The organism is Chryseobacterium sp. Leaf394 (genome assembly GCF_001424105.1).
Classification (GTDB): domain Bacteria; phylum Bacteroidota; class Bacteroidia; order Flavobacteriales; family Weeksellaceae; genus Chryseobacterium.
The window spans coordinates 2036331-2061427 of the sequence record NZ_LMQH01000011.1 but is presented as its reverse complement, the minus strand read 5'-3'; the positions used below and the strand labels follow the sequence as shown (position 1 = coordinate 2061427).

The window sequence follows — 25097 nt, the reverse complement described above, 5'->3', positions numbered from 1 at the left end:
AAAAAAAAGGTGACAAAAGATATTACATTGATGGCCGCCCCGATATGGAAGTGGATGAGTATAACCAAAAATTGTTAGAGTCTTTTCAGGTGAACAATGCCATTAACCAAAGACCGGACTTTGCAGGAACAGTTTTTTTTGAAAGCAGAAAACCTTCGGGGGTGGATCATTTCTATGATCTGTTCTTTGCCATCCGCAACAAGAGAATTGTTGAGTTTGAGCATTATAATTATAAAAACAAAATAATGTCTTCACGAAAGGTTCATGCATTGGCTTTAAAACAATCTAAAGACAGATGGTATCTCATTGCGGTAGACACCAATGACAAAGCTTTAAAATCATTCGGCTTAGACAGAATCAATTATTTGGATGTTTCAGATAAATCTTTCAGGGAAAAATATAATTTCAATCTTAGAGAGCATTTCCGAAATGCTTTTGGAGTCATGAATCTATCTGAGCAAAATCCAGAAAAGATAGTCTTGAGATGTAGCCGTCATCAGGGAGAATATATCCGTAGTTTTCCTCTGCACCATTCTCAAAAAGAGATCCGTGAAACTCCCCAGGAAATTGATTTTGAATTTTTCCTTCACCCAACTTACGACTTCATGCAGGAAATCTTGTCTTACGGAAAAGAAGCTACTGTTTTAGAACCTAAATCTTTCGTTGATCAAATAGTGCAGCAGCTGCGAGAAACTCTTTATGGCTATTCATGATGAAATAAGATGCTGTGGTATAGAGCGTAAAAAAAGGAATTACTATTTATTTTAAGAATAATTTAAATGAGAGATTACCAATTAAGTTAACTGATTATCAGGAATTTATGCAGAGGTAGAAAATGGAGTAATCTTGTCACAATTTGGCAACTTTTGCCGATATGCTAATACATCCCAGATCCACCTTAAGCTAATTGCCTTTGAAACTGTTTTTGAACTTGTCAGGAAACTCAAATTCAACATCGAAAATCTCGATTTTACGTTACTTCTGGTTGTGAGACTCTTGAACATTTTGGAGACAGAAAATGTAAACTTATTTAACTATATTTAAATTATAATAATGTTGGTTTTTCCAAAAAAAGAGCTTAAGGAGATTACCAACTCTAATTTTTTAAAATGGATATAATAGAAATCGTTAAGTTAATCCTTCCCATTATTGCTATCTTAATTTCAATAGCAGCTGTATTTGTATCCCATAAGAATATTAAAAAACAGATTCGAGTAAGTAAATTAGAAGAAATGCTCGAAATTTTAAATATGCTTAGAGTCTACTATAGAACAGCATATCTATATTCTAATGATTTGAGAAATAATGAGAAATATTTAGATGGCAAATTAATAAACAGTGATTGGTCTATTATAAATAATCACATCGATGAATTTCTGTCAAATATTAAAAAGGAAACTATAGAAAGTAAAACTGCAAGGCTTTATGTTTTAGCCAATTCATACTTGCCCAAAAACGATTTAAAACTCAAAGTGATTTCAATAAACCAATTATATAGTGACCTTTTTTACACATTGTTCTATAAAAGATTATCACGGTTAAAAGATAAATACAATGGAGATTTTCCTAAACCAGATAAAATATACAATATTCTTAATAAAATTGAGAAAGATATTGTCAAGGAAATGAAAGTAGGATTTGATACAGTAACTTTTAAAGAATATGAGGATTATTTTCTAAAGATATTTATAAAAGAATGTAACAGTTAAGATAATAATATTTTTTTATAACTACTTTTCACTCTAAAAAAACGATCTATAATTGTAAGTTATTTCGTCTTAAGAGCAAACGAAAACTGAGGTGTACAGGCGGAATCTATAAATTATCAGAGATTCAGTCGGGAAATATTAATTATTTAATTTTCAGTGGTTTATAAGGTTGGAGGTATACAAAAGTAGTACAAATGCTATTTTTAGTTTATCTTTAAAATAGATAAAACCCTTTATTCATCGGTGTTTGCGATGATGAGATTCTTGCGGAAAAGTAGAAAAAAAAGATGTTGCAACATCTTTATCGTGTACCACTTTTGTNACACCTCTATCTACGTAATCCACCATCAATAAAGACTTCTTTAGATACTGTATCGGGAAATAACCATAGCAATTTCACAGATTATTTTACAACTAAAAGCTATTCTAATTTTTAATGTGAGTTTCAAATCTGACTTCATTCAAATTTTCTTTTGTTTACTCTGAAATTTATAGCAGATTTCTCTTTTGCCTGATGAAAAAACTTTCATTATATTCGGAAGTTTAAATAAAATTTACACATAATGTTAGTTAAAAAGAGTTTCACAGTTAAAGGGATTTTTGAATTTGCGGGTCATCATCTTTGGTGGTTGATCGCGTATATGCTGATTGTGGCGGTTGTTTATAAATTGGTCGGTTGGCACTGGATTTCAATTCCTTGGCTGCCGGTTTCGTTGGTGGGAACGGCGGTGGCGTTTTATGTGGGATTCAAGAATAATCAAAGCTACGACCGTGTATGGGAAGCCAGAAAAATCTGGGGAGCAATTGTAAACAGCAGCAGGAGTTGGGGTGTGATGATAAATTCTTACGTTAAAAGCAGCCAGTATTCCGATGAGGAAATCAAAAAAATAAAAACAGATCTTATTTACCGTCATATCGCGTGGCTGTACACTTTTCGGGAGCAGTTGCTGGTTCCTACACAATGGGAACACGTGAGTCTCAATCATCATTTTGCAAGAATCGCCACCAGGAGGAGAGACAATTTTGGGGTTGGACAGTTTCAGGATTATCTGAATGAAAAACAGCAGCAAAGATATTTTCAAAATGAAAAAGACTGGGAAACTGCTGCCAATAAAGCCACGCAGATCATCAATCTTCAGTCGCAGGATCTGGCGCTTCTTGAGGAACGGGAAATCCTCCACATGCGCCGGCAGCTTGATATGCAAACTATTCTGAATGATTTTTACGACCATCAGGGCAGGGCAGAGCGGATCAAAAAGTTTCCTCTTCCGCGTCAGTATGCCAACCTGAGCTTTATTTTCAACTGCATTTTTATTTTCCTTTTACCTTTGGGAGTTGTTGCCGAATTTGCAAAATTAGGCGATGCAGGAGTTTGGTTAATGATCCCTTTCGGTACAGTCGTTGGGTGGATTTATGTCGTGATGGAGCTGATTGGCGACTATTCCGAAAACCCTTTTGAAGGTCTGGGAACAGACATTCCAATGCTTTCTATATGCCGAACCATTGAAATTGATCTGCTTCAGATTCTCGGTGAAACCGATTTACCAAAACCGATTGTACCTGTAAATGATGTTTTAATGTAAAGAATTTATTCAGATGCTCATCAAAATTTGATTTTAAAAAGAAAGGGGGATTCAGATAAAATACTTTTTTCATATATAAAGATCTGATTTTCATCAAAAAATCATCACAGTCTGATTTTGTTTACATGAATTTACCAGCCGGTCACTAAAAGATTCCGTGCAGCTTTTTCACTGCATTTTTGGTATTTTGAATAGGCTTTTGCAGCGCGTGACCGTATTTGCTCACTGGTTTCAGAATTCAGATATCCTGAAATGGCGTCGTGCAGGGTATAAGCTTCGGGACTCATCAGGCCTGAAGTCAAGACCAGCGGAGTGACATTGGCTTTCTGCAGATGAGGTGAAAAATATTTTTTGCTGTAACACGCCAGAATGATAACGTCACGCTTCTGTTTATCTGTGTTTTCAAAGGTTTGATTCAACTGGAAATCCATCAGACCGTCGTGTCCGGTGAATGCCAGCAAGTTGGCGTTTCCACCAATTCCGATGATGGTTTTTCCTGTTTTTAAAGTATCTTTTTCATTTCCTGCGCAGCTGTTCAGAAAATCGACCGTGGCATTTTTGATGAACTGACCATCGTAAGCATCGGCAACGAGATAATAATTCTTGGTGATATGTTTAAATATGATTCTTTCCAGCTTTTCAGACTGTAGTTTTCGGCTTTCAAGAAATTTCCATTCTTTGCTTTTCTTAAAATAAGTTCGTACACCGTAGCCGCAGCCCCAGTACAAATTGTTGTCGGGATCCTGTCCATTTCCTATTTTTTCAGGAACGGGCACAATTCCCTGGTATTTATTGTCACACAAAGCCACAAAAACGTGAATGGTTTTGACATCAGATTTAAATGGAACCGATTTTTTATTTTCAGGATTTATAACCGGTATTTTTGTATTTCTCTTTGGATTGTCGTTGCTGCACGCTAACAGTGCGAGGCAGAAAACGTAAGAGAAGTAAAGGAATAATTTCATCATTGCTGTTTTTAAGTTAATTAAAATTAAAAAAAATTATTCATTTTTAAGTTTAATTATTTTCTGTAATTTAAAATAATAATATATCCAGATCACCATAAAAATCCACGGAATTATAAATAAAAAATCCTCTTCTGAAAATTCCGGTAAACTGAATGAAATAAGAATTAAATATAAAAACGGACCAGTGAAAAATGACAGAAAAGAATAAAATCTGTGTTCCCGCACAGTTTTGAAAAGATTGAAAAATGCAGGCAAACTGAGGATCACAAATAAAAAATGCACACCTACAATAATTCCGTAACCTAAACCTGCAAAACAATCCATTCTAGGTCTTTCATCGTCATAATGACTCTGGTTTTGAAATTGAATGATAAGCAGAATGATAATTGAGGAAATCGTACCTGCCAAAAAGCTCAGCAAGAGTCCGTTGATAATTGTTTTTGTAATTTCTTTTTTCATTTTCTCATCTCTCAATTTTCACCCTCATTCCCTCAGAATGCGCACTCATTGCCGGTGCATACATATTTTGGAAAGTGGTAATCCCGTTAGAAAAATCGCCGGCATTGTTGGCTTTCAGCTCATATTCAAAGACGTAAGTTCCTTTTGGTAAGTAACTGAAAAAGAAGTTGGTTGCCGTATCTTTTGTGCTTTCATAATATCCTGCACCGTTTTGCCATTTGTACGAAGACAGCACATTTACAGGTTCAAAACCACTTCCACGCATATCTTTCAAGTGAATGTACTGCATGTCTTTAGTGGTTTTAATGATCATTCTTACCGTTACCAAATCACCGACTTTCAGCTTATTTTCAGAAGTGATTTCACGAAGTTTAGGTTGATTTCCATCAAAAATTTTGACGAATAATTTCTTTTCAACTGAAACATCAGCAGAATTGCTGCTCTTGATGTTGTCGATGTTTTCGTAGAAAAGACGGTGCATTCCGCCCCAGGCAACACCAGGACTTGTTTTTGTGATTTCCAGTTTTCCTTTATCCGATGTGATGTCTTTCCAGAAATACGATTTTTTGAAAAATCCAGCTTTTGAAATTTTTTCATTTTGGGTCTCCGGATAAATATTTTCTGTTCCAAGCTTCATTGTAATTCCTTTTTCCGAATCGAGCCAGGATTTTCCAAAATTTAATAAAGCATAAACGGCTTCTGTGGTTGATTTCGTAGTTCCCCAACTTTCAGGTTGCTTGTTTTTCAAAAGCCAGATTTTCATTTCTTCCACACTCTTTTCATCCTCGGGAACAGCTTCTGAAAAAGCTTCAATCAGCATAGACTGTGTTTCTACAGGAGCCTGATACCAATACCAGCCTACGCTATTATTTTCCCAGTACATTCCGTTTTCTTCAGAGTTTTTGGCGGTTTTCTTTAATTTTAAAACTAAATTTTTTGCCTGTTCTCTGTAACCGTAGCGCTGCAGAAATGTAGTAATCATCGCCTGATGATAAAGGTCATAATCTTTAAAATTATCGATATAATTTTTAGATAAATCCTTTAAAACTTCTTTAAGCTCAGTTGGAATTTCCTTTTTATGAGTCCAAAAACTTCTGTAGTAGAAATAGGAAGAATAATCTGCCAAATCGGGTTTTATATTTGCTTTTCTGTCTTCAGATAACCGTTTAGAATAGTCTTTATCCAGATAATTGATTGTGTTGGTAATCACTCTCTCAATCTCGTTGCTGAAATATTCTTCAGATTTATCTTTCAGCATTTTATTGAGTTTACCAAAACCACCCAGGATGTGCCCGGAAATTGTTTTATCATTGCTTCCACCCGGAAACCACGAGAAACTTCCGTCCGGATTTTGGCGTTTTACCAAGTCGTGTTGGGCTTTTTTCAGGTCTTTTTTCATTTTGTTTAAATTGAAAAAGAGCGACAGTTCCTGCATTTGCTTTTCCTTATCTTTAATATCCTGCAGCCACGGCGTTTCTGCCACAAGAATATTTTTCAGTTCTTCGTTGGCTTCCAATGGGTTGTTTGCGGTTTCTTTATCATTCCATTCATCAAAAACCTTTTTAATTTTCGGGGAAGAATTCATAATATAAGCCGACAACATATTTCCGTACAATCTGCTGAAAAGCTGCTCAGAACATTCGTGAGGAAACGTTCTCAAATACGGAACCGACATCACTGCAAACCACAACGGGTTGGATGTAAGTTCTACACTCAGATTAAAATTGGCTGCAGAAGTGGAATTAGGATTGGTAATTCCCTTCATTTCGTAGGTTTTGCTTTGCCCTTCTTTAATGAAAACCGGTACAGTTTCGGTCACCAGCATTCTATCGCTGAGAACGGGTAATACACTTTCTTCACCGTCAGAAAATTTCCCGGCACTGGCTACAATTTTATAACTCACAGAATTGATGTTGTAAGGGATTTTTATTTTCCAGAGTACTTCTGTAGCAAGTTTTGCATCAATTTTTATTTTGGTCAAATTTTCCTTATTCAGAAATTCGGCATCCAGAGATTTGTTGGTTTCTGGGTCAAAGAGATAAAGCATTGCATTTCCTGAAACTTTCTTTTCAGTGAGATTATCAATTTTAGCGGAAATAAGAATTTCATCGCCCTGTCTTAAAAATCTTGGTGGGTTGGGCGTTACCATCAGTTCTTTTTGGGTTTTAGAAAGAAATTCGGCAGAACCTGTTTTTAAATCTTTGGTGTGTGCAAACAGTAAAAGTTTCCATTGTGTAAGTGCTTCCGGAGATTTGAATTCCAACTTGATGTTTCCATCAGAATCGGTGTATAAATTTGGAAAGAAAAAGGCAGTCTCGCTGAGATTTGTTCTTGCTTTTACATTTTTAAGCAACTCTTCCTTCATTGCTTTTTTTGAAGTAATTACATAAATTCCGTTAGCAGCTTGCTGTCCGTATAGAGCGACTGCTTCCGTAGGATTTAGGAAAGTGGTTTCAGCAATTTCATCTTCAGCAATATTTTTCTCTGATATTTTCCCGTCAATCACGTACAGTGAAGATGCTTTTGCTTCTTTTTTAGAGGCAAAGCCTGTAACTACAACTTCCATTATTTCCATATTTTTAGAGGAATCTGCGCTAATCATTGATGCTGAAGAATAGGAATATTGTCTTCTTCTCCTAATTGATGTATATTCAAATGCAGGAACTTTTGGTACGGGGAAATATTCTGTTCCGGAAGGAATTTCATATTTTCGGTTACCGTATCTTTTATCTGAACTTACAGTTGCAGTTAATGACTTAAGAAAATCGTCGGTAGAATATCTGTAATAATCGTAATTATAATTGTAGCGGTAGTTGTCATTTTGCGGTAAATGTGGTGTAAATTCATATTCATTTTTCGCAAACTGATCCAGGGAAGCATCGTACATCGCTGCCAGAACTTCTGCATTGATTTTGTCTTTATCTTTTCCTTTGATGGTCAAAATCCATTTTTCTTCGTTCCCGGGCTGCATTTTATCCCGAAAAACCTGCGTGGTAATATCGAGTTCACGGTTGATATTTTCTTTTACATCAAATGTAATTTTGTTTGAAATATAATCGCTGTCGTGAATGAAATCGTATTCAAGATAGGTTTTGTTTTTCAAATCCACATCGGTTACGTCAAAAGTAATCTCAGCTTTTCCATTTTTCATGGCAATTTGCTGGTAGTTTTCTTTTTTATTATTCCTGATAAATCTGTAGTTTACAAAACCTTCATCAAAATCTGAAAAGACCGTAACAGCTGCTTTTTCGCCAACTTTGTAGAAAGCTTTATCCACATTTATTCCCAGAAAAACAGGATTCCCGTTTCGGAAAGTTTCATTATCTAAAACTTCAACGATTTTGAAGGTCGATACGGTATCGTTTTCTACAATGCTTTGTGCTTCAATTAGATATCTTCCGGGTGAAGGATTTTCGTCAATTTCTGCACTTTCAGAGTTTTGTGTGTCAAAATTTTTAGAAAAAACGGTTTCTCCTTTTTTAAGTTTTCCACTGTAATCAGGCAAATCGTAGTTGATGTACGGAAAATAGGCGTCAAAAATCTCTCTGTCGTAATTTTGATAGTGCAAAATTCTACTGTTGTTGTCATCATAGTTTCGTCTTCTGTAATTATTCTGAACAAATTTTGGCAACAGAATTTTATTGCAACCTAAGAGTTTTGTAACGGTAAGATTTCCTTTTGCAATTAATTTTTGATTATTGAGATTATTTACAGCAACTTTCACCGATTTCCATTCTTTTTGGAGCATCCTTTCGGAAGTTGAAAGTTCTATTTTAGCCTTCAAATCTCCCACGGTAACCGTAGATTTATTATTCTGTGATTCGCCGTTGATATCAGTTACATCTACCGAGACAATGTACTGGTAGCTTCTTTTATTGCCCATAGCTTTGCTGTCGGCATCGGCGCTGAATGCGATATTGAAATTTCCATCGCTGTCGGTAGTGGTTTCTCCGTGGGCAGTTTCGGTGTCATTTTCATAGTTTGAATCGTAATCTCCGTAATAATTTCTCCACAGATAAATTCTCTGCCTTTTCACCTGGTATTTTACCGTTGCTCCGGAAATACTGGCTCCCGAAAAAGCGTCAGCTTTACCGCTTACTTTTACAGAATCTCCCAATTTATAGGTTTCTTTTATAGGATTTAAAACCACTTTAAATTTCGGACGCTTGTATTCTTCCACCAAAAAAGATTTTGCAGTATGGGCTTTATAATAGTTTTTACCGTTAGCTTCTTCATTAGAATTTATTTCCATAGAAATGGCGTAACCTCCCGTCAATCCACCTGAAGGCAACATGAATTCTCCAGAGACACTTCCAAATTCGTTGGTTACCAATTCAGTTTTTAAAATTTCTACCTGATTTCTGTTAAATAATTTTACCAAAACTTTTTGCTTAGGAAGCACTTTTGTTTTTTCATAATATTCCTGCTTCAGAATTCCTTTGAATAAAACTTTCTGGCCAGGACGGTAGATGGCTCTGTCGGTATAAACGATGAAGCTTTTAAGCATATCTTCCCGCTGATCTTCTTCCCGAATATCATCTCTTATTTCATCAAAATCATTTTCAATCAAAACATATTTGTTGAGTGAGGGAAAGTAAATTATGCTGTTGTTGTATTCTCTGTCTTTCGATTTTGGTAAAGAAAAAATACCGTCCTTACTGGTAATTCCACTTCCTGTTTTAATGACGTTATTGTCTCTTTTGTCATTGTACTTATTTTCAAAATCATCGATGTTCTGATACATGATATATTCAGAACCGGCAATACTTTTCCCGGTTTTTGAGTTGATCACCTGTAAATCTACTTTGGCATTGTCTTCAAATCTTTTGAGATAAAATAAGTCTGAAATGGTAATATCAAACGTGTTCTGTCTTGTGTTGTTTTCACTGTAGACCGAAATTCTGTAAACTCCTTCCTCCAATGGCGGAACTGCCAAAGTAGTCTGATGGGTTTTATAATCATCAAATTTTTTGAGATTAAAAACATCGTTTCTGAAGCTTTTATCATTAAAATTTCGGTTGGCGTGGCTAATCAATTGATCATTTTCCCTGTATTCATCCCAGTTCATCACTTTCCGAAAATCTATCTTTCCGGATTGTTTAGAAATGCCAATTTTTAATTCACTGGTGTTGGTATGTATCGTTTTCATTGGGATATATTCCCCGGGAAGACTCCGCTCCGGAACTTCTATGGATATAGATTTGTTTTCCAATTCATTAATAAGAGCTTTACAATGGTTTTGCCAGTCGGAAGCTGGGATTTTATCGATGGCTTTTGTACAGAGTCTGTGCGCATTCATTAGATTTTTCTCTGAATTGTCCTGCCTGGCGAGATTAGCTGCCTGCTGTAGTAAATAGGCAGAAAATGGTTCATTAAGATAAGCATCTGCCAGATTTTCGTACGCCTCGGCCTGCTCTTTTGAATTTCCCTTTATTACAGTGCTTTTCAAATACAAAAGTGCGGTTTTGTCTGAATCATTTTTATGAAAATCAGTAAGTTCTTTTTGTATTTCTCCGGATTTTATTTCGTTTTCATTACCAACAGAAAATGGTTGCTTCTGCAAAAACTGAAGATAAGATGTGGCAACGAAATCATACAGAGTAGGTTTGTATTGTGCATATTCCGTATCTTCGATAAGTAATTTCCAAAGTTCAGTTTTTTCATTTTGAAGATTTTTCCTGTCAGCGAGAGCCTCATTGTAGAGCTTATCAATTTCTTTATAAAAATCTCCCAATGCCCAGGTTTTATAATCTTCCGGGAGTTTTTCTAAAAAAGTGATGTCGGTTTTTGTTATTCGGTAACCGTATTCATTGATGTAAGAATCGTAAATATTTGCAAGATAAAATCTGAAAAGAGTATTGCGGAGACCTTTAGTTTCGGCAATTTTATTCCTTAATACTAAAATTAAATCCTCTTCTGGATCAATTTTTAAATTTTCATCTTCATCGTCCCACTCATAATATCCCAGGTATACGACATCCCGAATTTCATCCTGAATAGAATCTCTCGGCGAAAGTGGTTTTGAATATTTTGGTTTTTCGGGTCTGTAATCTCCGTTGACGGTTGGGATGGGTTTTACTTTTAAAGGACGTCGTTTCACCGGGATTTGCGAGAATCCAAGCGTGTAGATTGATAGCAAAAGAACAGATATAATCTTAATGAAAAGTGTCATAGCTTGTGTTTTTGACGATGAAAAATTAGTTTGATGTGAAATTGGGAATTTCAATGATGTCTCCTGTCTTTTTCGGAATGAAATAGCCACCGTTTTCTCTGAATAAAATGTATTTTCCGGGAGCTATATTGAGATAAATTAAGGCAGATTCCTTTTCATCAGTAATAGTTTTGGTAGCAGATTTCAAGGTTTTTCCCATAAAATCAGGCGACACAAAAAACAGAGTTTCAGAAATAGATTTATTCTTTAAATTATGATTATAAAAGGTTTTTTTTGAGAATCTCCCGAAAATTTTTTCTTTAGAAAAACTCTCAATCTCCGTCACAGAAATCAATAATGTTTCATCGTCTAAAAATTTCTCTATAGGTTCCCAAACATCTTCTGACCGGAAACTCAGCTGTAAACTCATAAAACTGTTTTCATTTTCTTTGAAAAAATCATAATTTGTTTGTCGGTATAGATCTTTTTCTGAATGTTTTTCCAGAAAATGAACTGTTCCACGGTATAAAACGAGATGGCTGATGTAGTCTAATTTCACATCAGAAAACGGATAACTGCGGTATTCTATGTACGTTGGAGCTTCTGTTATGCCGCTTCTCTGGACATTGTAAAAATATTCTTTTCCATCCTTGAGTTCATCTGTATCTTTGAAATAAGAATTAGCATCCAGTTCCTGCAACAGATTACCATTTTCTCCGAAGTTTTTTTCATTGACAATTTGACCGTTTTTGTAGGTGAATTCGGCTGCATTTTTTAGGGTAGATTTCCAGTAATATATTTTTTTGTAATTTCTATCTTCGCCTTTATACCCAGGTAAATCTATGCTTTCTTCATATTTTGTTTTCTTGTTAAAGCTTCTGTAATTGTAATAAACATTACTTCCTCCGGCAATTCCCGAAACCAAATAGCCGTTTTTGTAAATACTCTCGCCCAAAATAGATCCATCGGTTTTGTATTCTACTGTTTTTCCGTTTCTTAAACTGTCGCCATATTCTACTGTTTTCCAGAGTTTTCCGTCATTAAAATAATAGCTGAGTTTCTTCTGTTTAGATTTGTTGATAAAAATACGGCTGTTATAATCATCTCCATTACTTCGGTACCAAAAAACTTCACCTACATAATTTTCTTCAATTCCATCGGCATAATATCCCTGCGATTCCATCACTTTATTTTTTACATAATAATTTCGTAAAAGACTAAGATTCTGAATTTTCGGTAAGGGTAAGGGACGATAATAAACTGCTTTTTTTTCATTGGGCAACGTCTTCCAATTGCTGTCTAAATAAATAATTTTTGCCTGAGAATAAGCAGGCGCAATCTGGAAAAATAGAAAATAGAGGAATAGTTTTTTCAGCATTACTGTGATTTTGAGTAAATATACATAATTGGCGAATATTTTTTTCAACAAATTTATTAGAGGTTTTTATAGTATAATTTATTGAAAATCAAATATTTATTAAAATTATAGATATTCCTGATTGCTTTTGTTTATTTTGAAAATGAAAAACTTTTAAACAAATTCCCAGATGAATGAAAAATATTTTGATGAAATTGTTGAAAGTTGTAATTTTAGAAATACATATAACACAATAAAAATGATTTTAAGAAAGATTTCAATTGCCGCAGTCACGGTTTTCAGCATCATCAATATTGCCGGACAACAAAAGTTTTATCCGTTTTCATACGAAAATAAAGATGGATTGTCTGATGATAAAGGAAACGAAATTATTGCTCCAATCTATGATTATTGTAGAGAAAGTGATGATAAAAAACTCCTGATTTTCAAACCTGGATTTGATTCAAGAAATTTAAAGACTTTTTGCTTTGATGTAACTGCCGGACAGGGCAAAAAATATGAAACTTTCTATGAAGATGAGGTTAAAATACAAAAAGTGAGTCACCATTTTGTAGAGGAAATTAAGGGAAAGAAATATCTTTTGAATTCTGAAACTGCTGAAAAAATCACTTTTAAAGATGATGTTTACAGCTTGAAAGATTTAAATGAACAATTTATTATCGCTAAGTATTTTGCTAAAGAAATACCGGTGCCGAAAGTCGCTCCAAAGAAAACAAATCCTGTAAAAGCTAAGGGAAAACTGCCACCTCCAGTTTTAGCACCTCCACCCATATCCCGGGAAGAAAGCGCAACTGACTACGTTATTTATAGCAGCACCACTGCACTGAAACCTGTTTTACGCACAAAAGCAAATCATTATTTTTTACTTAATAAACAAGCGCCTGAAAATCAACCGGACGAAAACGGAAATGTGAAAATGCAGATTGTCACCATCAATCTCAACGACTTTGATTTTGTTTTATTTGAAAACAAAGGAAATTACGAGCTGTATGACAAAGATTTTAAGCTGATTAAAAAATTCACTTCAAAACCGAGCGAAGAGTATGGAGTAAATGAAGAAGCAATGAAAAAATCTGAAACTTTTGCAGGCAGTAAAATTGAAAGAAAGCGCGGAGGATACCCCTCAGTCGGAATGGCTTCGGATGGAAAAAGAGAAGAACCCAAATTTACAACTGAACGTGACAGCGAAATTCATTATTTTATAGATAAAAGAAATGGTGTCAGCAGAAAAGTACTTTCTTCACCTCTGAAAATCACATACCATAATGCATCATTGCGTTTTGAGGATGTGAAAAATGAGAAAAGTACTTATTTTAAATTTAATGAAGAGACACTGCAGTTCTATATTCCAAAGAAATATTTGGATCAGTTAGGTGTTAAAATTTTGAATTGAAAATCTTAAGTTTTTAGAAAATCAGCAAATCAACAAAAGCCGATATTCTCCGTCATTTTCTACCGGAGCACGATGAATGCAGGGCAAAACCTTTTGCTCAGGATGATCCACCGCCAGTCTCCAAAGATTTCCCTGTCCCAAATTAATAGGTTGGGAATCTTCTTTCGGTTCATAATGAAGATCAAAGAAGTTTTCTTCCAAAAAAGTTTCAAAATCATCATCAGAACCTTCATGCAATTCTATCAGTTTTTCACGGACTTCAGGAATTAAAATCTTCTGAACCGCCTGATCATTCGGCAAAATATCGCTGGAAGCTCCGTAGTAAGTGCATAAAAAAGTATCGGTCAACACAGGCGAGCGGTCTACATGAAACGAGTAGACATCCGTTGAAATAAAATCAAATTCACCATCCCTTTCATAATTTTTCAGCAGGTTCAGTGTGGGGGCAGCTCCGAAATCTGTCAGCAGCTGAAGATCATTTAAAATAATTTCTCTTGCAATTTCACCATTTTCAGACAGGCTAAGTTTAGAAAGGTCGTCTGGTGAAACGACAGTGATATCTTCTTCCAACTGAAGTTTTGAAACTATTTCTTTGAAATCACCTTTCAGACTTCGTTTCCAGCAATGCGAATTTACAGTTCCTTGAAAATCAGTATCTGTCAAGTCTGAAAAAGATGTAACGGTAACAAAATGTCTGTCGTGAAAGTTAAAACTGTTCATTTGAAATAAGCCGAAATTTAAATTTCATTAAAAGTAGGAATTTTAAATTTCAAATCAAATGGTTCTAAATCAGTCCCAAATCTTTGCAAAACGCTACCAACTGCTCGTTATTGTTGATTTTCAGGCCTTCGCGGAGACCGGTAAGTTTTTTTTCCACACTGCTGAGGCTGTTGGGTTTAATGTTATTGTTCTGAAGATAAATAGGGATGTTTTTCAGGAAAACGCCCTGAGCGAGGAGTGAAATAAGCGTAATATCGTATGACGTAAATTCGTAACTGTTGAGTTCTTTCAGATCATGTTTTATATCCAGGGAAAGATATTTTTCTCCTTGGGCAACCATTGTAATTGCCTTTTTAAGTTCCTTGGCGTCGTTTCTGCCTTTTCTCACAAAACCGTCGATTTTCAGATGGTTAAAAAGCGAATCAATCACTCCGGATTTGTGCTCTGCAGAAAAGAAAATGACCTTCACATCGGGCTGAATCTTTTTTATGGCAGCAATCATTTCCTTACCATCCTTCAAATTCTGTTGATGATGATCTTCGTCATAATGGAGATCGGTGATTATTAAATCATAGGGGTCATTTTCACGCAGGCTCTTTTTTACTTTTTCCAAAGCGTCGTCGCAGTAAAAAACCTGATCTGCAACCGGAATTTCCAGTTCTTTTACAGTTCGTTGTACAGAAAGGTTGATGACTTCGTGGTCCTCGGCAATTAAAATCTTTTTAAACATCAAATAAGTTTTAGGAAATAGGGAATGAGAGGTTTATTTTCAGTCCTTTTTCTGTTTCGGTGTCAAAAATAATATCTCCATTTAGATTTTCAATACGGGAAACCACATTTTGGAGACCTTTTTTAAAAAAACTTTTATTTTGAATGCCGATTCCATTGTCGCTGTACAAAATTTCGATGCTGTTTTGTTCTTTTCTGAACTGTAAAATTACACGGTCTGCATGGCTGTGTTTCTTCATGTTAACCAGCAGTTCACGCAGGATTTGGTAGATTTCTGATCGGGTGGATGGGGCTATATTTTGCCATAAATCTGCATCATTTCCAGCCAGATAGGTTTCTGTATTTTCATTTTTAAAATAGGAAACTAATTTTCTTATTTTTTCATAAAAATTTTCGTCGGTATTATCATCATTAGAATCGTAAGAGATATTTCTCGACTTTTTATAGACATCTTCCAGATCATCCAGCGTTTCATTCCGGCTGATATCCTGATGATTTTCTATCTTGGTCATCACCTGATAGATCCCGTTGGCTACGACGTCGTGTACTTTTTTTGAATATTTAATTTCTGTTTTCTTTACTTCAATTTCTTTTTCCTGCTGCTGAAGTTTTTTTCTTTTTTGGTAGTAAATTGTACCGAAAATGAGTGCGGTACAAAGAATAACAATAATTACTATATTATAGATTAACTGATTTTCAATTTTCAGTTTTTGAGCCAGAAGATCTGCATTTTTTGCTTCTGTTTCAGCAATATCTGCTCTCACAAGGGCAAACTGGTTTTTTGCATTTGCCCGTGTCATTACCAAACTGTCATTCAGAGAAAAAAAAGTTTTAAGATAGTGCGAAGAATTATATTGGTCAAGAGTTAAGATTTTTTGTAATGCCTGAAGTTTGTCATCGGGATTATTAATTGATGATGCAGCTTCGAGCATTTTTTTGCCATAAAAAAGCGCTGAATCTTTGTTTTTCGACTTGTAGAAATCAGAAAGAGCAGCATAACTTGAATTGAGTTCGGTCAAATTATTTTTGGTGATTCTTATTTGTAAAGCTTCCCGGTACTCTGATACAGGATTATAAGAGGAGTCAAGTCTAAATTTGGCTGTCGCTGCATTGGTAATTATTCTGGCTCTGTTTAAATCATCTGCATCTTTAATTGCGAGTTGAAGTATTTCCAGTGCTTTTCTGTAATCAGCTTTTCCAATATATGAATCTCCGATATTATTGTACAATACAGATTTATCACTTCCTGAGGTGTAGGGAAGTGCTTTTTTATAATAGACAATAGCTCTGTCATAATCATTGAGTCTTGACGCAGCTATTGCAATATTGTTGTAATTGGTTGTAAGGTTAGTGTTGGTATTTTTATGTCTGCTGTTTTCTAAATAACTATCACCTTGCAGAGAAGATTCAATTCCGCCAAAATAGTCTCCGGCATCAGTCTGAATTCGTCCCATGTTGATTAGGGATTGTGCCGCACCTATAGAATCACCAGCTTCCTGATATTTTATCTTGGCTAAATTATAGTATTTAAATGCAGAGTCTTTAATGCCTGCTTCCCTAAACTCCCGTGCTTTTGCATAGCTTTTATTGTCTTTTCCCTGATCTTTGCTCTGAATCGATTGTTTACTGCAATTGGCTAAAAATAGAGTAAGGCATGCTAAAGAAATTAATTTTTTCAAGATAAGGTGGTTTAGCCTGCAAATTAAAAAAAAGAACAGATTTATACAATCTGTTCTGAATTTTATTTAAGGTAGAGAAAGCGGTGGTGGCGGTAGCTGTCCCGTATTCCCACTGGTGCCTCCCGGCCCATCTTCTGGATTTAAGTTTGAGCCATCTCCACTTTGTGAAGTCTGTACTGTTGCTGTATCTGATGATGTATTTCCGTTGTTTCCTGGACCTACCAAGCCAAGAAGGATCAATAATAATTGTATCACGATTGTAAAATTTAAATGTTAAGCAGTGGTGCTCTTTCCCGCAAAACAGATTGCAGGCAGTGTACACGTTTGAAAAAAGAAGCGCTTCTTAAATTTTGGGAAGTGATTACCCTTTGGAACGGAAGAAAAATCCTATGCTTCCCGGTCATGAGAATGATCCTTCCGTTTTTTTTGAGTGGCAGAAATCTGCAGTTATTCGTTTTTTTCTGTTTGATTTCTGAAGCAAAGTAACGACAGGAAAGACCTTTAAACCCTGACAAAACCCTGACTGCGTCTGACAGAACTTTGACAGAACTTGTCTTTGAAAATGGAATTTTACGGCATCACGCAAAAATATCTCGTGAAAAAATGCTTTTTTTGTAATTGCTTAATAACCATGTATGTCTGTTAAAAAGAAACTCATTAACGAAGTTTTTAAAAAAGCGAGGAAAGATTCGGGGCGAGTCACTAAAAATGCCCTTTCAACCTATCTTTCTTTTCTTTTTGCTGAACGGTTTGACTTCAGTATCTCTGATCGTACACTCATCAGATATTTTGATAAATATGTTGAAGAAACCGGAGACCTGCGGGAAAGCAGGATTGATGATGAAATTTTGGATAGATTCAGCGAATATTTAGGTTTTAATAATTTTGAAAATTTCGCAAACAACGGCGAAACTGTTTCAGATGTTTTCAGCGAAGAAACTTTTGTGAAATCATTTGTTAATGCAAAAAATGATTCTGATTCTAAAGAAAATATCATTCACATCACCATTCAGAATATTATTAAAGTCCCGGAATTTTTGACTAAGCATAAAGGAATGAGTCTGGGAGTTTTGGGAATTATTCTGGCTGGAGCAGGGTTTACGAAATTTAATCAACCCGAAAAAATCGACACTCCCGAAACATTGATTTCACAAAATATAGAAACACCTCAGGAGAGCAAATTTTCAGACAATACTCAACCTAAAAACGGTGAAGCGGGTATACATTATCATACAATCAGTCAGGAAAATAAATCAGATCAAGCTTTACCAAAAATGATGGCTTTAGAATCTAAAAATCATATGTATTGGAATGGTTACCGATATGTTTTAACATTTATTGATGATAAAAATCCTTCTCATAATGTTGTTCCTGCAGATGATGTTCTGGTAAATTATTTTCAGAAAATCAAACGTCCCGATACATTAAACCCAAATAACGGAATTGGAAAAACATGGTATTCCAAACATCAGAATAAAGTGGAGTTTTTTACCATGGATGGAAAAAATCCGGAAAATCACAAGGAATTGAGACCGGCAACAGAACATATTTTATTAAAGTACGCAGGCGAAAATGCAGAGATTGTAACTGAATAGTTTGCAGTTTAAAATCAAAATGAAACGAACTTCACTTTTGAAAATGACTTAAAAACCTATCTTTGCAAGCTCAATACAGATTCTAAACTATGAGCGACGAAAAGAAAATCAATATAAAACCTAAAAGACAGGATTTCGAAGAAATTTATTTCAGCGGAAATCAGGGAAGTCTTTTTCTGTCTCCCGATACGCGTGGCAAAACTTTTACGCTTATTATTATCGCTTTGATTTTGGGAATTCTCTTCTTTTTTAAAGATGATTTAAGCAGAGAAAAATTTGGAATTCTTTATTTTGTGAGTTTTCTTTTCCTGCTGACTGCAGTTTTCCTCTCTGTGAGCGTCAACAAAGTTTCAAGATGGAAAAAACAGGTGAGTTCTTACCTTACGAAACTTGAAAACTGTAAGGTTTATGAAGTGGTTTTTGATCAGCAATTTTTTACCGTAAACATTGATGGTGAAAAGGAAACCAGCGAATGGAAGGACTTTCAGGCTTTTGAAATCAACGGAGAATATATTGCTCTTGAAGGAAAATACAGTTATATGTTTCCGAAAAAATCGATGAGCGGAAGTGATTTTTCAGTTTTAAAGAAGATGATAGAATCTCAATTAAAATAGAATTTTTAGAGGAAATAAAATTTATATAAATTTAAATATTGCAAATCAGCTGAAGCAGCAATTTTAAAAACAAGCAGAAATAAAAAAACTCAGAGCCAACACTCTGAGTTTTGTATTTTAAACTGAAAACTGATTAGTCAAGCCAACCCATTTCACGCATCCAGTCATCATTGTAAACTTTTGCAACGTATCTTGAACCGTGATCGTGAAGCAAAACAACAATCACGTCATCTTTTGTAAACTGATCTTTCATCTGAACCAACGCTGCCATAGCACTTCCGGCAGAATATCCGCAAAAAATACCTTCTTCTTTTGCCAGTTTTCTTGCGTAGATTGCACCGTCTTTATCGGTTACTTTTTCGAAGTGATCAATCACAGACATATCATAGTTTTCAGGAAGAATATCTTCGCCAATCCCTTCTGTGATGTAAGTGTACGCATTTTCGAGATGAATTTCTCCCGTTTCGTGAATTTCTTTCAGAATAGAACCGTAAGTGTCAACACCAATTACTTTGATGTTTTCGTTTTTCTCTTTGAAGAATTTACCACAACCTGTGATGGTTCCGCCCGTTCCGGCTCCCACCAGAAAGTGAGTCAGTTTACCGTCAGTCTGTTCCCAGATTTCAGGTGCTGTAGATTCGTAATGTGCAGTACGGTTTGATAAATTGTCGTACTGATTTACATACCATCCATTTTCCGTCTCTTTAGCCAGTCTTTTTGAAACTGAATAATAAGAACGCGGGTCGGTAGGCTTAACATCTGTAGGGCAAACAATCACTTCAGCACCAACAGCGCGGAGAATATCACATTTTTCTTTAGACTGTTTTGAGTTGGTTACAAAAATACACTTGTATCCTTTCACGATTGCTGCCAAAGCGAGTCCCATCCCTGTATTTCCTGATGTTCCTTCGATGATGGTTCCGCCTGGCTTCAGTCTGCCGTCTTTCTCAGCATCTTCAATCATCTTCACCGCCATTCTGTCTTTAACGGAATTTCCCGGATTGAATGTTTCTACTTTTGCCAAAACCAGCGCAGGGAAATCTTCCCCAAGAACCTTATTGAGCTTTACCAAAGGTGTGTTTCCAATTGTTTCTAATATATTTTCTGCGTATTTCATATAGATTTTTTATTTTTCTTTAAAGGATATATGTTATCGCCTGATTTGCATCAGTGTTTGTTTGCAAAGTTTATAAAAGGCGATTTCATACTTTAATTTTTCTTGAGCCACAAATATAAACCTTTCAATTTTAAGGTTTTAAATGTGATAAAATCTTAAATGATACAAATTTTAAATTACGTTGGAAATTTAAAAATAAAATCAATAAAATCAGAAAAAATAAATAACAGTTTCAAACTTCAGTTTAAAAGTCTGAAATTTTCGGAATTTTTTGAATGGTAAGAAGTCCCGTTTTAATTATATTTAATAGCTTTTACGGGAGAAATTTTGCTGATCAGATAACTCGGAATAATCAAGGCTAAACCTGAAATAATCAGAATTCCAACAGAGATGGAGATGATGGGTAAAGGATCGAGATCTACCGGAACGGTGCTCACGTAATAATTCGCGGGATTCAGTTTTATAATTCCGAAAAAGCGCTGAATAAAAAGCAGTGTCAAGCCAACCGCATTCCCGAAAACCAGTCCTGGAACCATAATGATTAAAGTATAATTAATGAAAGTGGCTCTGATCTGAGAATTGGTGGCTCCCAAAGTTTTAAGCAAACCGATAGAATTTGTTCTTTCGATAATTAAAATCAGAAGAACCATGATGATATTGATGATAACCACGATGAGCATGATGACGATAATTAAAGCAATATTGACATCAAAAATGCTGATCCAGTCGGTGATTTGAGGATACTTTTCTGTCGCAGTTTCTATGAAATTTTTATAACCGATGAATTTTTCGATTTCAGGATGAGGTTTATCGATGTCGTTGACGTTTTTAAAGAAAATATCGAGTCCGCCAATCTCATCAGGCTTCATGTCCTGGATTTTGCGTACATGATTTATTCCACCCAAAACCATTTGATCATCAATCATTTTGATATCAGTTTTATAAATTCCCACTACCTCAAAGTTCCTGTAGATAGGCTGCTGATCAGCTTTTGAGAATACCGTTACAATACTGTCGTGAAGCTTTAAATGAAGGTCGGCAGCAAGTTTTTGTGAGATTGTAACGCCGTTGTAGTAGCCTTTTTCTGTTACTTTCGGGGCAATTCCCTCCAAAAGAAATTTTTTGAATCTCAGGCTGTCAAAATCCGTTCCGACACCTTTAAAAATAATACCTGCAAAATCTTTCTCAGTACGCATGATTCCCGTTACAGTTGCATATTTCTGTACTCCTGAAACCTCGGGTATTTCGTTGATTTTTTTAATATTTAAACCATTGTTGTCAAGAACAGAAGTGTTATATGACGAATTGGATCGGGTGGATTTTACATTGATGTGTCCGTTGAAATCTGCTAATCTCTCTTTAATAGCCTTCTTAGAACCATATCCCGTAGAAATTGTAATCAGGGAAACAATGATTCCGATTGCTACAGATAATCTGCCAATCACGATAATCACCCGTGACAGGTTATTTTTGTTATCTTTGGAAAACGCTATTTTTCTTGAGAAATATAAAGGAAACTTCAAGCTTATGAATTTAGATTTCAAAATTAAAGATTTACTTCTTATGTGCCTAATTTTTTTAGGAACATTCAGTCAAGGTTTTGCACAGGGTAAAGATCAGAATACATTTAAAACAGGTGCAGATCAGCCGGAACTGTATCTTCCGATGCTGAAAGGTAAAACCATCGCCATCGTAACCAACCAAACCGGATTGCTGAAAGACAAAACCCATTTGGTGGACTATCTGGTTAAAAATAATATTAAAATTAAATCAATCTTTGCGCCTGAACATGGCTTCAGAGGTGATGCCGATGCCGGTGAGAAGGTAAAAAACGGTGTAGATGTAAAAACAGGAATTGCCATTGTTTCACTTTACGGGCCAAATAAAAAGCCCAAACCTGAACAGTTAAAAGGTATTGATCTTGTTCTTTTTGATATTCAGGATGTTGGCGTCAGATTTTATACCTATATTTCATCTTTAACTTACGTAATGGAAGCCTGCGCTGAAAATAACGTTGAAGTAATCGTTCTCGACAGACCCAATCCGCATGACGGCTACGTCGACGGTCCGGTTTTGAAAAAGAAATGGGAAAGTTTTGTAGGAATGCACGAGGTTCCCGTTGTGTACGGCTTGACTATCGGTGAATACGGCAAAATGGTAAACGGTGAGAAGTGGCTTAAAAATGGGGTTCAGGCAAAATATTCTTTAGTAAAAATGCAGAATTATTATAAGAAAAAAAGATATTCAATTTCAGATAAACCATCTCCAAATCTACCCAACGATAAATCAATCAACCTGTATTCAAGTCTTTGTTTTTTTGAAGGAACTCAGGTTTCTGTAGGTCGTGGAACGGCTTTGCCTTTTCAGATTTACGGTTCTCCATGGACGAAAAATCTGACTTATCAATTTACGCCAAAACCTACGAGCGGGGCAAAAGATCCTTTTTTAAACGGACAATTGTGCTACGGAGAAGATCTTTCAAATTACAGAAATGATTTAAGAGAATTGAATCTTGAATGGCTTTTAAAAGCGTACAAAAATTATAAAAATCCCCAACAGGATTTTTTCCTCAAAAATTTATTCTTTGATAAATTGGCTGGAAGTGATGAGCTGAGAAAGCAGATCATTGCAGGGAAATCTGAAAAAGAAATCAAAGCTTCATGGCAGTCTGACCTCGAAAAATTTAAGAAAATCAGAGCGAAATATGTTCTGTATGAAAATTAAACAGTAAATATTTACAAGTATTACAGCAACAAAAAATCGTCTGAGTCAATGGCTCCGACGATTTTTTTATATTTTATAAAACGAATTTTAATTCAATTTAAATTCATTTGATTAATCAAAATTCTGTGGCGGACTGTTGTCATTCTTACCTCTGTTGTAAATAATAAGTCCGATTGTCAAGCCAATAATACCGCAGGCTGCTGTTAACAAAGCTCTTTCAAGCTTGTCGGGCTGACTGTTTCCAGTGTAATTCATGGCGAAAAGAATGGCAAAAGTAATGGCCATTAAAACGATATGACTTTTTCCAAAAAGTTTCATAATAATTATTTGAATTTATATGCAATCATAACTCCGCCTCTGTAAGGCATTATTTCAGCACTTCTGTTGAAGCCTGTTTCTCCGTCATATCTTTTTCCGGTGCCTCTTTCGTACCCTTTATAAAAATCCTGTGAATTTCCTACAGTTCCATAAATATCCATAAACCATTTTTCTGAAAGTCTGAATTGGTACCCAGCCGTAATCCCAACTAAAATAGAATATCCCTTTTGGTAAAGATCAGACATCACAAATACGTCTGTGCTCGTATTATTTGGATTGCTGTAGGTATTGTCATAAATTCTGTCATTCCAGTAGCTCCATTTTTGAAAAGTGAATTTTGATGCTGCAACATTTGCTCCCAGATAAAAACCGTCAAAAGCCTGCTTGAAATAATATCTTCCTTCTACCGATGCCGAATAATACTGCAATTCATGTCCTGCAAAAGATTTCCACGGAGATACAAAAATATCACCCTGCATTGTGATTTTTTTACTTAACTGAAATTCGCCCGCAACATTTACGATACCAACAGGTAAAAAAAGAGCATTGCCTTTCAGTCTCAATCCCTTATCTGAATTTTCATTCTGAAACATGGTTTCTGTAGTGGTTACCTCATTCTGTTGAGCCTTCAAGCCTGTAAAAGTGGCTAATGTAACGATAGCAAGTAAAATATTCTTCAAAGCTTTTATTTTTTTATTTGATTCAATAATTCTTCAGATAGTGTAGCATCTTTTCCTGTCTGTTTTGCAAGACTGTTAGACATTTCGGCAAAACTTTTAGCAAGATTTTTATTGTCCATCATGAAATATATTTTTGCTAAAATATAAGTGTTCTCAGCGGTTTCACCACGCATTACAGATTTCTCTGCCCATTCTGCAGCTTTTTTCAGTGATGTTTTGTCTTTTATGTGTTCAGCAAAAATCCATGCTGCTTTTAATGTTTCATTTGCCTCAAAAAGGTCTGGGTTTTTATAATATTCCAAAGCAACTTTTTCGTACTCTGCATAATTGGCATTTTGCTCGTAGAAACCAAGCTTTATTTGGTTAAGTTTTTTTGTTGCAACTTCTTTTCCAACCAAAGGCTCTGCTGCAGCGATAAATTTCGCATCATCAACTCTGTTTTTTTTAGTATCGATCGCAGTTTCCATGATGTCAGCAAGCAATATCTGATTTTTGTATTCATTATAACTTTCTTCCGGCAAAAACTGAATGATCTCTGATTTTTTATCCACCAGATATTTAAAGTTGGCATCCTTGGAAGATTTAATAAAAAAGAATAAAAAACCTGCTTCCTCTTTTGTTAAAGGTTCATTGGCTTTTTTCTTAGCAAAATACTTTTCAGAAGCTTTCTTTGCAAAATCAAAATCTGACGTTGAATTCAGTTTCATAATGTTCATCAGAAACTCAGGACTGCTTTCGCCTTTTGCAAAACGGTCTTTCAAAGATCCGCCTTTTGAATTTCCTGCGTTTACATCCTGTGCCATCGACAGGAAAAGACCTGGTTCCATGTAGCCATAGTTTTGGGAAACCATTTCACCATCTCCATTCAGAAAAAGATAGGTAGGATAGGAGCGTACCGAAAATTTCTGTGCAATCTCGCGGCCTTCACCTTTTTCCATATCAATTCTGGAACTGATGAAGCTTTTATTGAAATAATCTCCAACTGATTTTTGGGTGAATACATTTCTGTCCATCATTTTACACGGGCCGCACCAAACGGCGTAAGCATCGATGAAAACGAGTTTTTTCTCTTTTTTAGCTTTGGCAAGAAGATCTTTAAATGAGCTTTGGTCAAATTTAATTCCTTCTTCCTGAGCGAATGTGAATGAGAATATGAGAATGAAGAATGTCGTAACTAAGTTTTTCATTTTTAATTTAAAAAATTGAATAAGCGAAGATAATTAAAAAATCCCAAACGTTCTGAAAACAAAAAAACCACCCTTCGAAAAGTGTGGTTTTAA

The 25097-nt window shown here is 35.3% G+C and carries 20 protein-coding genes; 7 read left to right on the top strand and 13 right to left on the bottom strand.

The annotated features are described in order from the left end of the window. From ASG21_RS14120 to ASG21_RS14110, 3 genes are all read left to right on the top strand, one after another. Positions 1 to 713, top strand: a 713-nt coding sequence (locus tag ASG21_RS14120; RefSeq protein WP_241773498.1) for a WYL domain-containing protein, incomplete at its 5' end; no start/stop codon positions are given. A gap of 396 nt (positions 714 to 1109) precedes the next feature. After that, a complete protein-coding gene (locus ASG21_RS14115) occupies positions 1110 to 1709 on the top strand; it encodes a hypothetical protein (RefSeq protein ID WP_056081389.1) in 600 nt (199 codons plus the stop codon). A gap of 563 nt (positions 1710 to 2272) precedes the next feature. Further along, on the top strand, positions 2273 to 3292 hold the full coding sequence (locus ASG21_RS14110) for a bestrophin family ion channel (protein WP_056081386.1): 1020 nt from the start codon (positions 2273 to 2275) through the stop codon (positions 3290 to 3292). A 131-nt stretch (positions 3293 to 3423) separates the two neighbouring features. On the opposite strand, the gene ASG21_RS14105 is transcribed toward ASG21_RS14110, so the two are convergent. The 4 genes from ASG21_RS14105 to ASG21_RS14090 are packed head-to-tail and all read right to left on the bottom strand — an operon-like array spanning position 3424 to position 12248. Continuing rightward, the gene (locus ASG21_RS14105; RefSeq protein ID WP_241773497.1) at positions 3424 to 4260 is read right to left on the bottom strand and encodes a hypothetical protein; all 837 of its coding nucleotides are present in this window, start codon (positions 4258 to 4260) and stop codon (positions 3424 to 3426) included. Between the two features lie 33 nt (positions 4261 to 4293). Next, positions 4294 to 4719, bottom strand: coding sequence for a hypothetical protein (locus ASG21_RS14100; protein ID WP_128414306.1), 426 nt, complete (start codon positions 4717 to 4719; stop codon positions 4294 to 4296). A gap of 4 nt (positions 4720 to 4723) precedes the next feature. Next, entirely contained in the window at positions 4724 to 10891 is a 6168-nt protein-coding gene (locus tag ASG21_RS14095) for an MG2 domain-containing protein (protein WP_056081376.1), read from the bottom strand. 25 nt (positions 10892 to 10916) lie between these two features. After that, complete coding sequence (locus ASG21_RS14090) at positions 10917 to 12248, bottom strand: hypothetical protein (protein ID WP_128414305.1); 1332 nt, start codon at positions 12246 to 12248, stop codon at positions 10917 to 10919. Between the two features lie 238 nt (positions 12249 to 12486). Between ASG21_RS14090 and ASG21_RS14085 the strand changes: the two genes are divergently transcribed. Further along, positions 12487 to 13641, top strand: a complete 1155-nt coding sequence (locus ASG21_RS14085; protein ID WP_128414304.1) for a hypothetical protein — start codon at positions 12487 to 12489, stop codon at positions 13639 to 13641. Between the two features lie 21 nt (positions 13642 to 13662). Here ASG21_RS14085 and ASG21_RS14080 read toward each other — a convergent pair whose 3' ends face one another. The 4 genes from ASG21_RS14080 to ASG21_RS20080 all read right to left on the bottom strand — a co-directional run bounded on the left by ASG21_RS14080 (position 13663) and on the right by ASG21_RS20080 (position 17024). Further along, positions 13663 to 14361 carry a hypothetical protein gene (locus tag ASG21_RS14080; protein WP_056081367.1) on the bottom strand — a complete coding sequence of 233 codons (699 nt, stop codon included), beginning with the start codon at positions 14359 to 14361 and terminating at the stop codon, positions 13663 to 13665. Between the two features lie 64 nt (positions 14362 to 14425). After that, complete coding sequence (locus tag ASG21_RS14075; RefSeq protein WP_056081364.1) at positions 14426 to 15091, bottom strand: response regulator; 666 nt, start codon at positions 15089 to 15091, stop codon at positions 14426 to 14428. Positions 15092 to 15101: 10 nt separating this feature from the next. Continuing rightward, the gene (locus tag ASG21_RS14070) at positions 15102 to 16769 is read right to left on the bottom strand and encodes an ATP-binding protein (RefSeq protein WP_056081361.1); all 1668 of its coding nucleotides are present in this window, start codon (positions 16767 to 16769) and stop codon (positions 15102 to 15104) included. A 66-nt stretch (positions 16770 to 16835) separates the two neighbouring features. Beyond that, positions 16836 to 17024, bottom strand: coding sequence for a hypothetical protein (locus tag ASG21_RS20080; RefSeq protein ID WP_128414303.1), 189 nt, complete (start codon positions 17022 to 17024; stop codon positions 16836 to 16838). A 380-nt stretch (positions 17025 to 17404) separates the two neighbouring features. Here ASG21_RS20080 and ASG21_RS14060 point away from each other — a divergent pair, with 380 nt between their 5' ends. Both ASG21_RS14060 and ASG21_RS14055 read left to right on the top strand, forming a co-directional pair. Continuing rightward, positions 17405 to 18364 carry a hypothetical protein gene (locus ASG21_RS14060; RefSeq protein ID WP_056081357.1) on the top strand — a complete coding sequence of 320 codons (960 nt, stop codon included), beginning with the start codon at positions 17405 to 17407 and terminating at the stop codon, positions 18362 to 18364. An 89-nt stretch (positions 18365 to 18453) separates the two neighbouring features. Continuing rightward, positions 18454 to 18978: a YcxB family protein gene (locus ASG21_RS14055; protein WP_056081354.1), complete on the top strand. Its 525-nt coding sequence runs from the start codon at positions 18454 to 18456 to the stop codon at positions 18976 to 18978. 133 nt (positions 18979 to 19111) lie between these two features. Here ASG21_RS14055 and ASG21_RS14050 read toward each other — a convergent pair whose 3' ends face one another. After that, positions 19112 to 20095: a pyridoxal-phosphate dependent enzyme gene (locus tag ASG21_RS14050; protein ID WP_056081352.1), complete on the bottom strand. Its 984-nt coding sequence runs from the start codon at positions 20093 to 20095 to the stop codon at positions 19112 to 19114. A gap of 293 nt (positions 20096 to 20388) precedes the next feature. After that, entirely contained in the window at positions 20389 to 21618 is a 1230-nt protein-coding gene (locus tag ASG21_RS14045; protein ID WP_056081348.1) for an FtsX-like permease family protein, read from the bottom strand. 4 nt (positions 21619 to 21622) lie between these two features. On the opposite strand from ASG21_RS14045, the gene ASG21_RS14040 reads away from it, so the two are divergent. Continuing rightward, complete coding sequence (locus ASG21_RS14040; protein WP_056082426.1) at positions 21623 to 22819, top strand: DUF1343 domain-containing protein; 1197 nt, start codon at positions 21623 to 21625, stop codon at positions 22817 to 22819. Between the two features lie 111 nt (positions 22820 to 22930). Here the strand turns inward: ASG21_RS14040 and ASG21_RS14035 are convergent, their stop codons facing one another. The 3 genes from ASG21_RS14035 to ASG21_RS14025 are packed head-to-tail and all read right to left on the bottom strand — an operon-like array spanning position 22931 to position 25004. Continuing rightward, a complete protein-coding gene (locus ASG21_RS14035; protein ID WP_056081346.1) occupies positions 22931 to 23137 on the bottom strand; it encodes a hypothetical protein in 207 nt (68 codons plus the stop codon). Between the two features lie 5 nt (positions 23138 to 23142). Continuing rightward, positions 23143 to 23817, bottom strand: a complete 675-nt coding sequence (locus ASG21_RS14030; RefSeq protein ID WP_241773496.1) for a DUF3575 domain-containing protein — start codon at positions 23815 to 23817, stop codon at positions 23143 to 23145. 5 nt (positions 23818 to 23822) lie between these two features. After that, positions 23823 to 25004, bottom strand: a complete 1182-nt coding sequence (locus tag ASG21_RS14025; protein ID WP_056081340.1) for a thioredoxin family protein — start codon at positions 25002 to 25004, stop codon at positions 23823 to 23825. Positions 25005 to 25097: the final 93 nt, after the last annotated feature.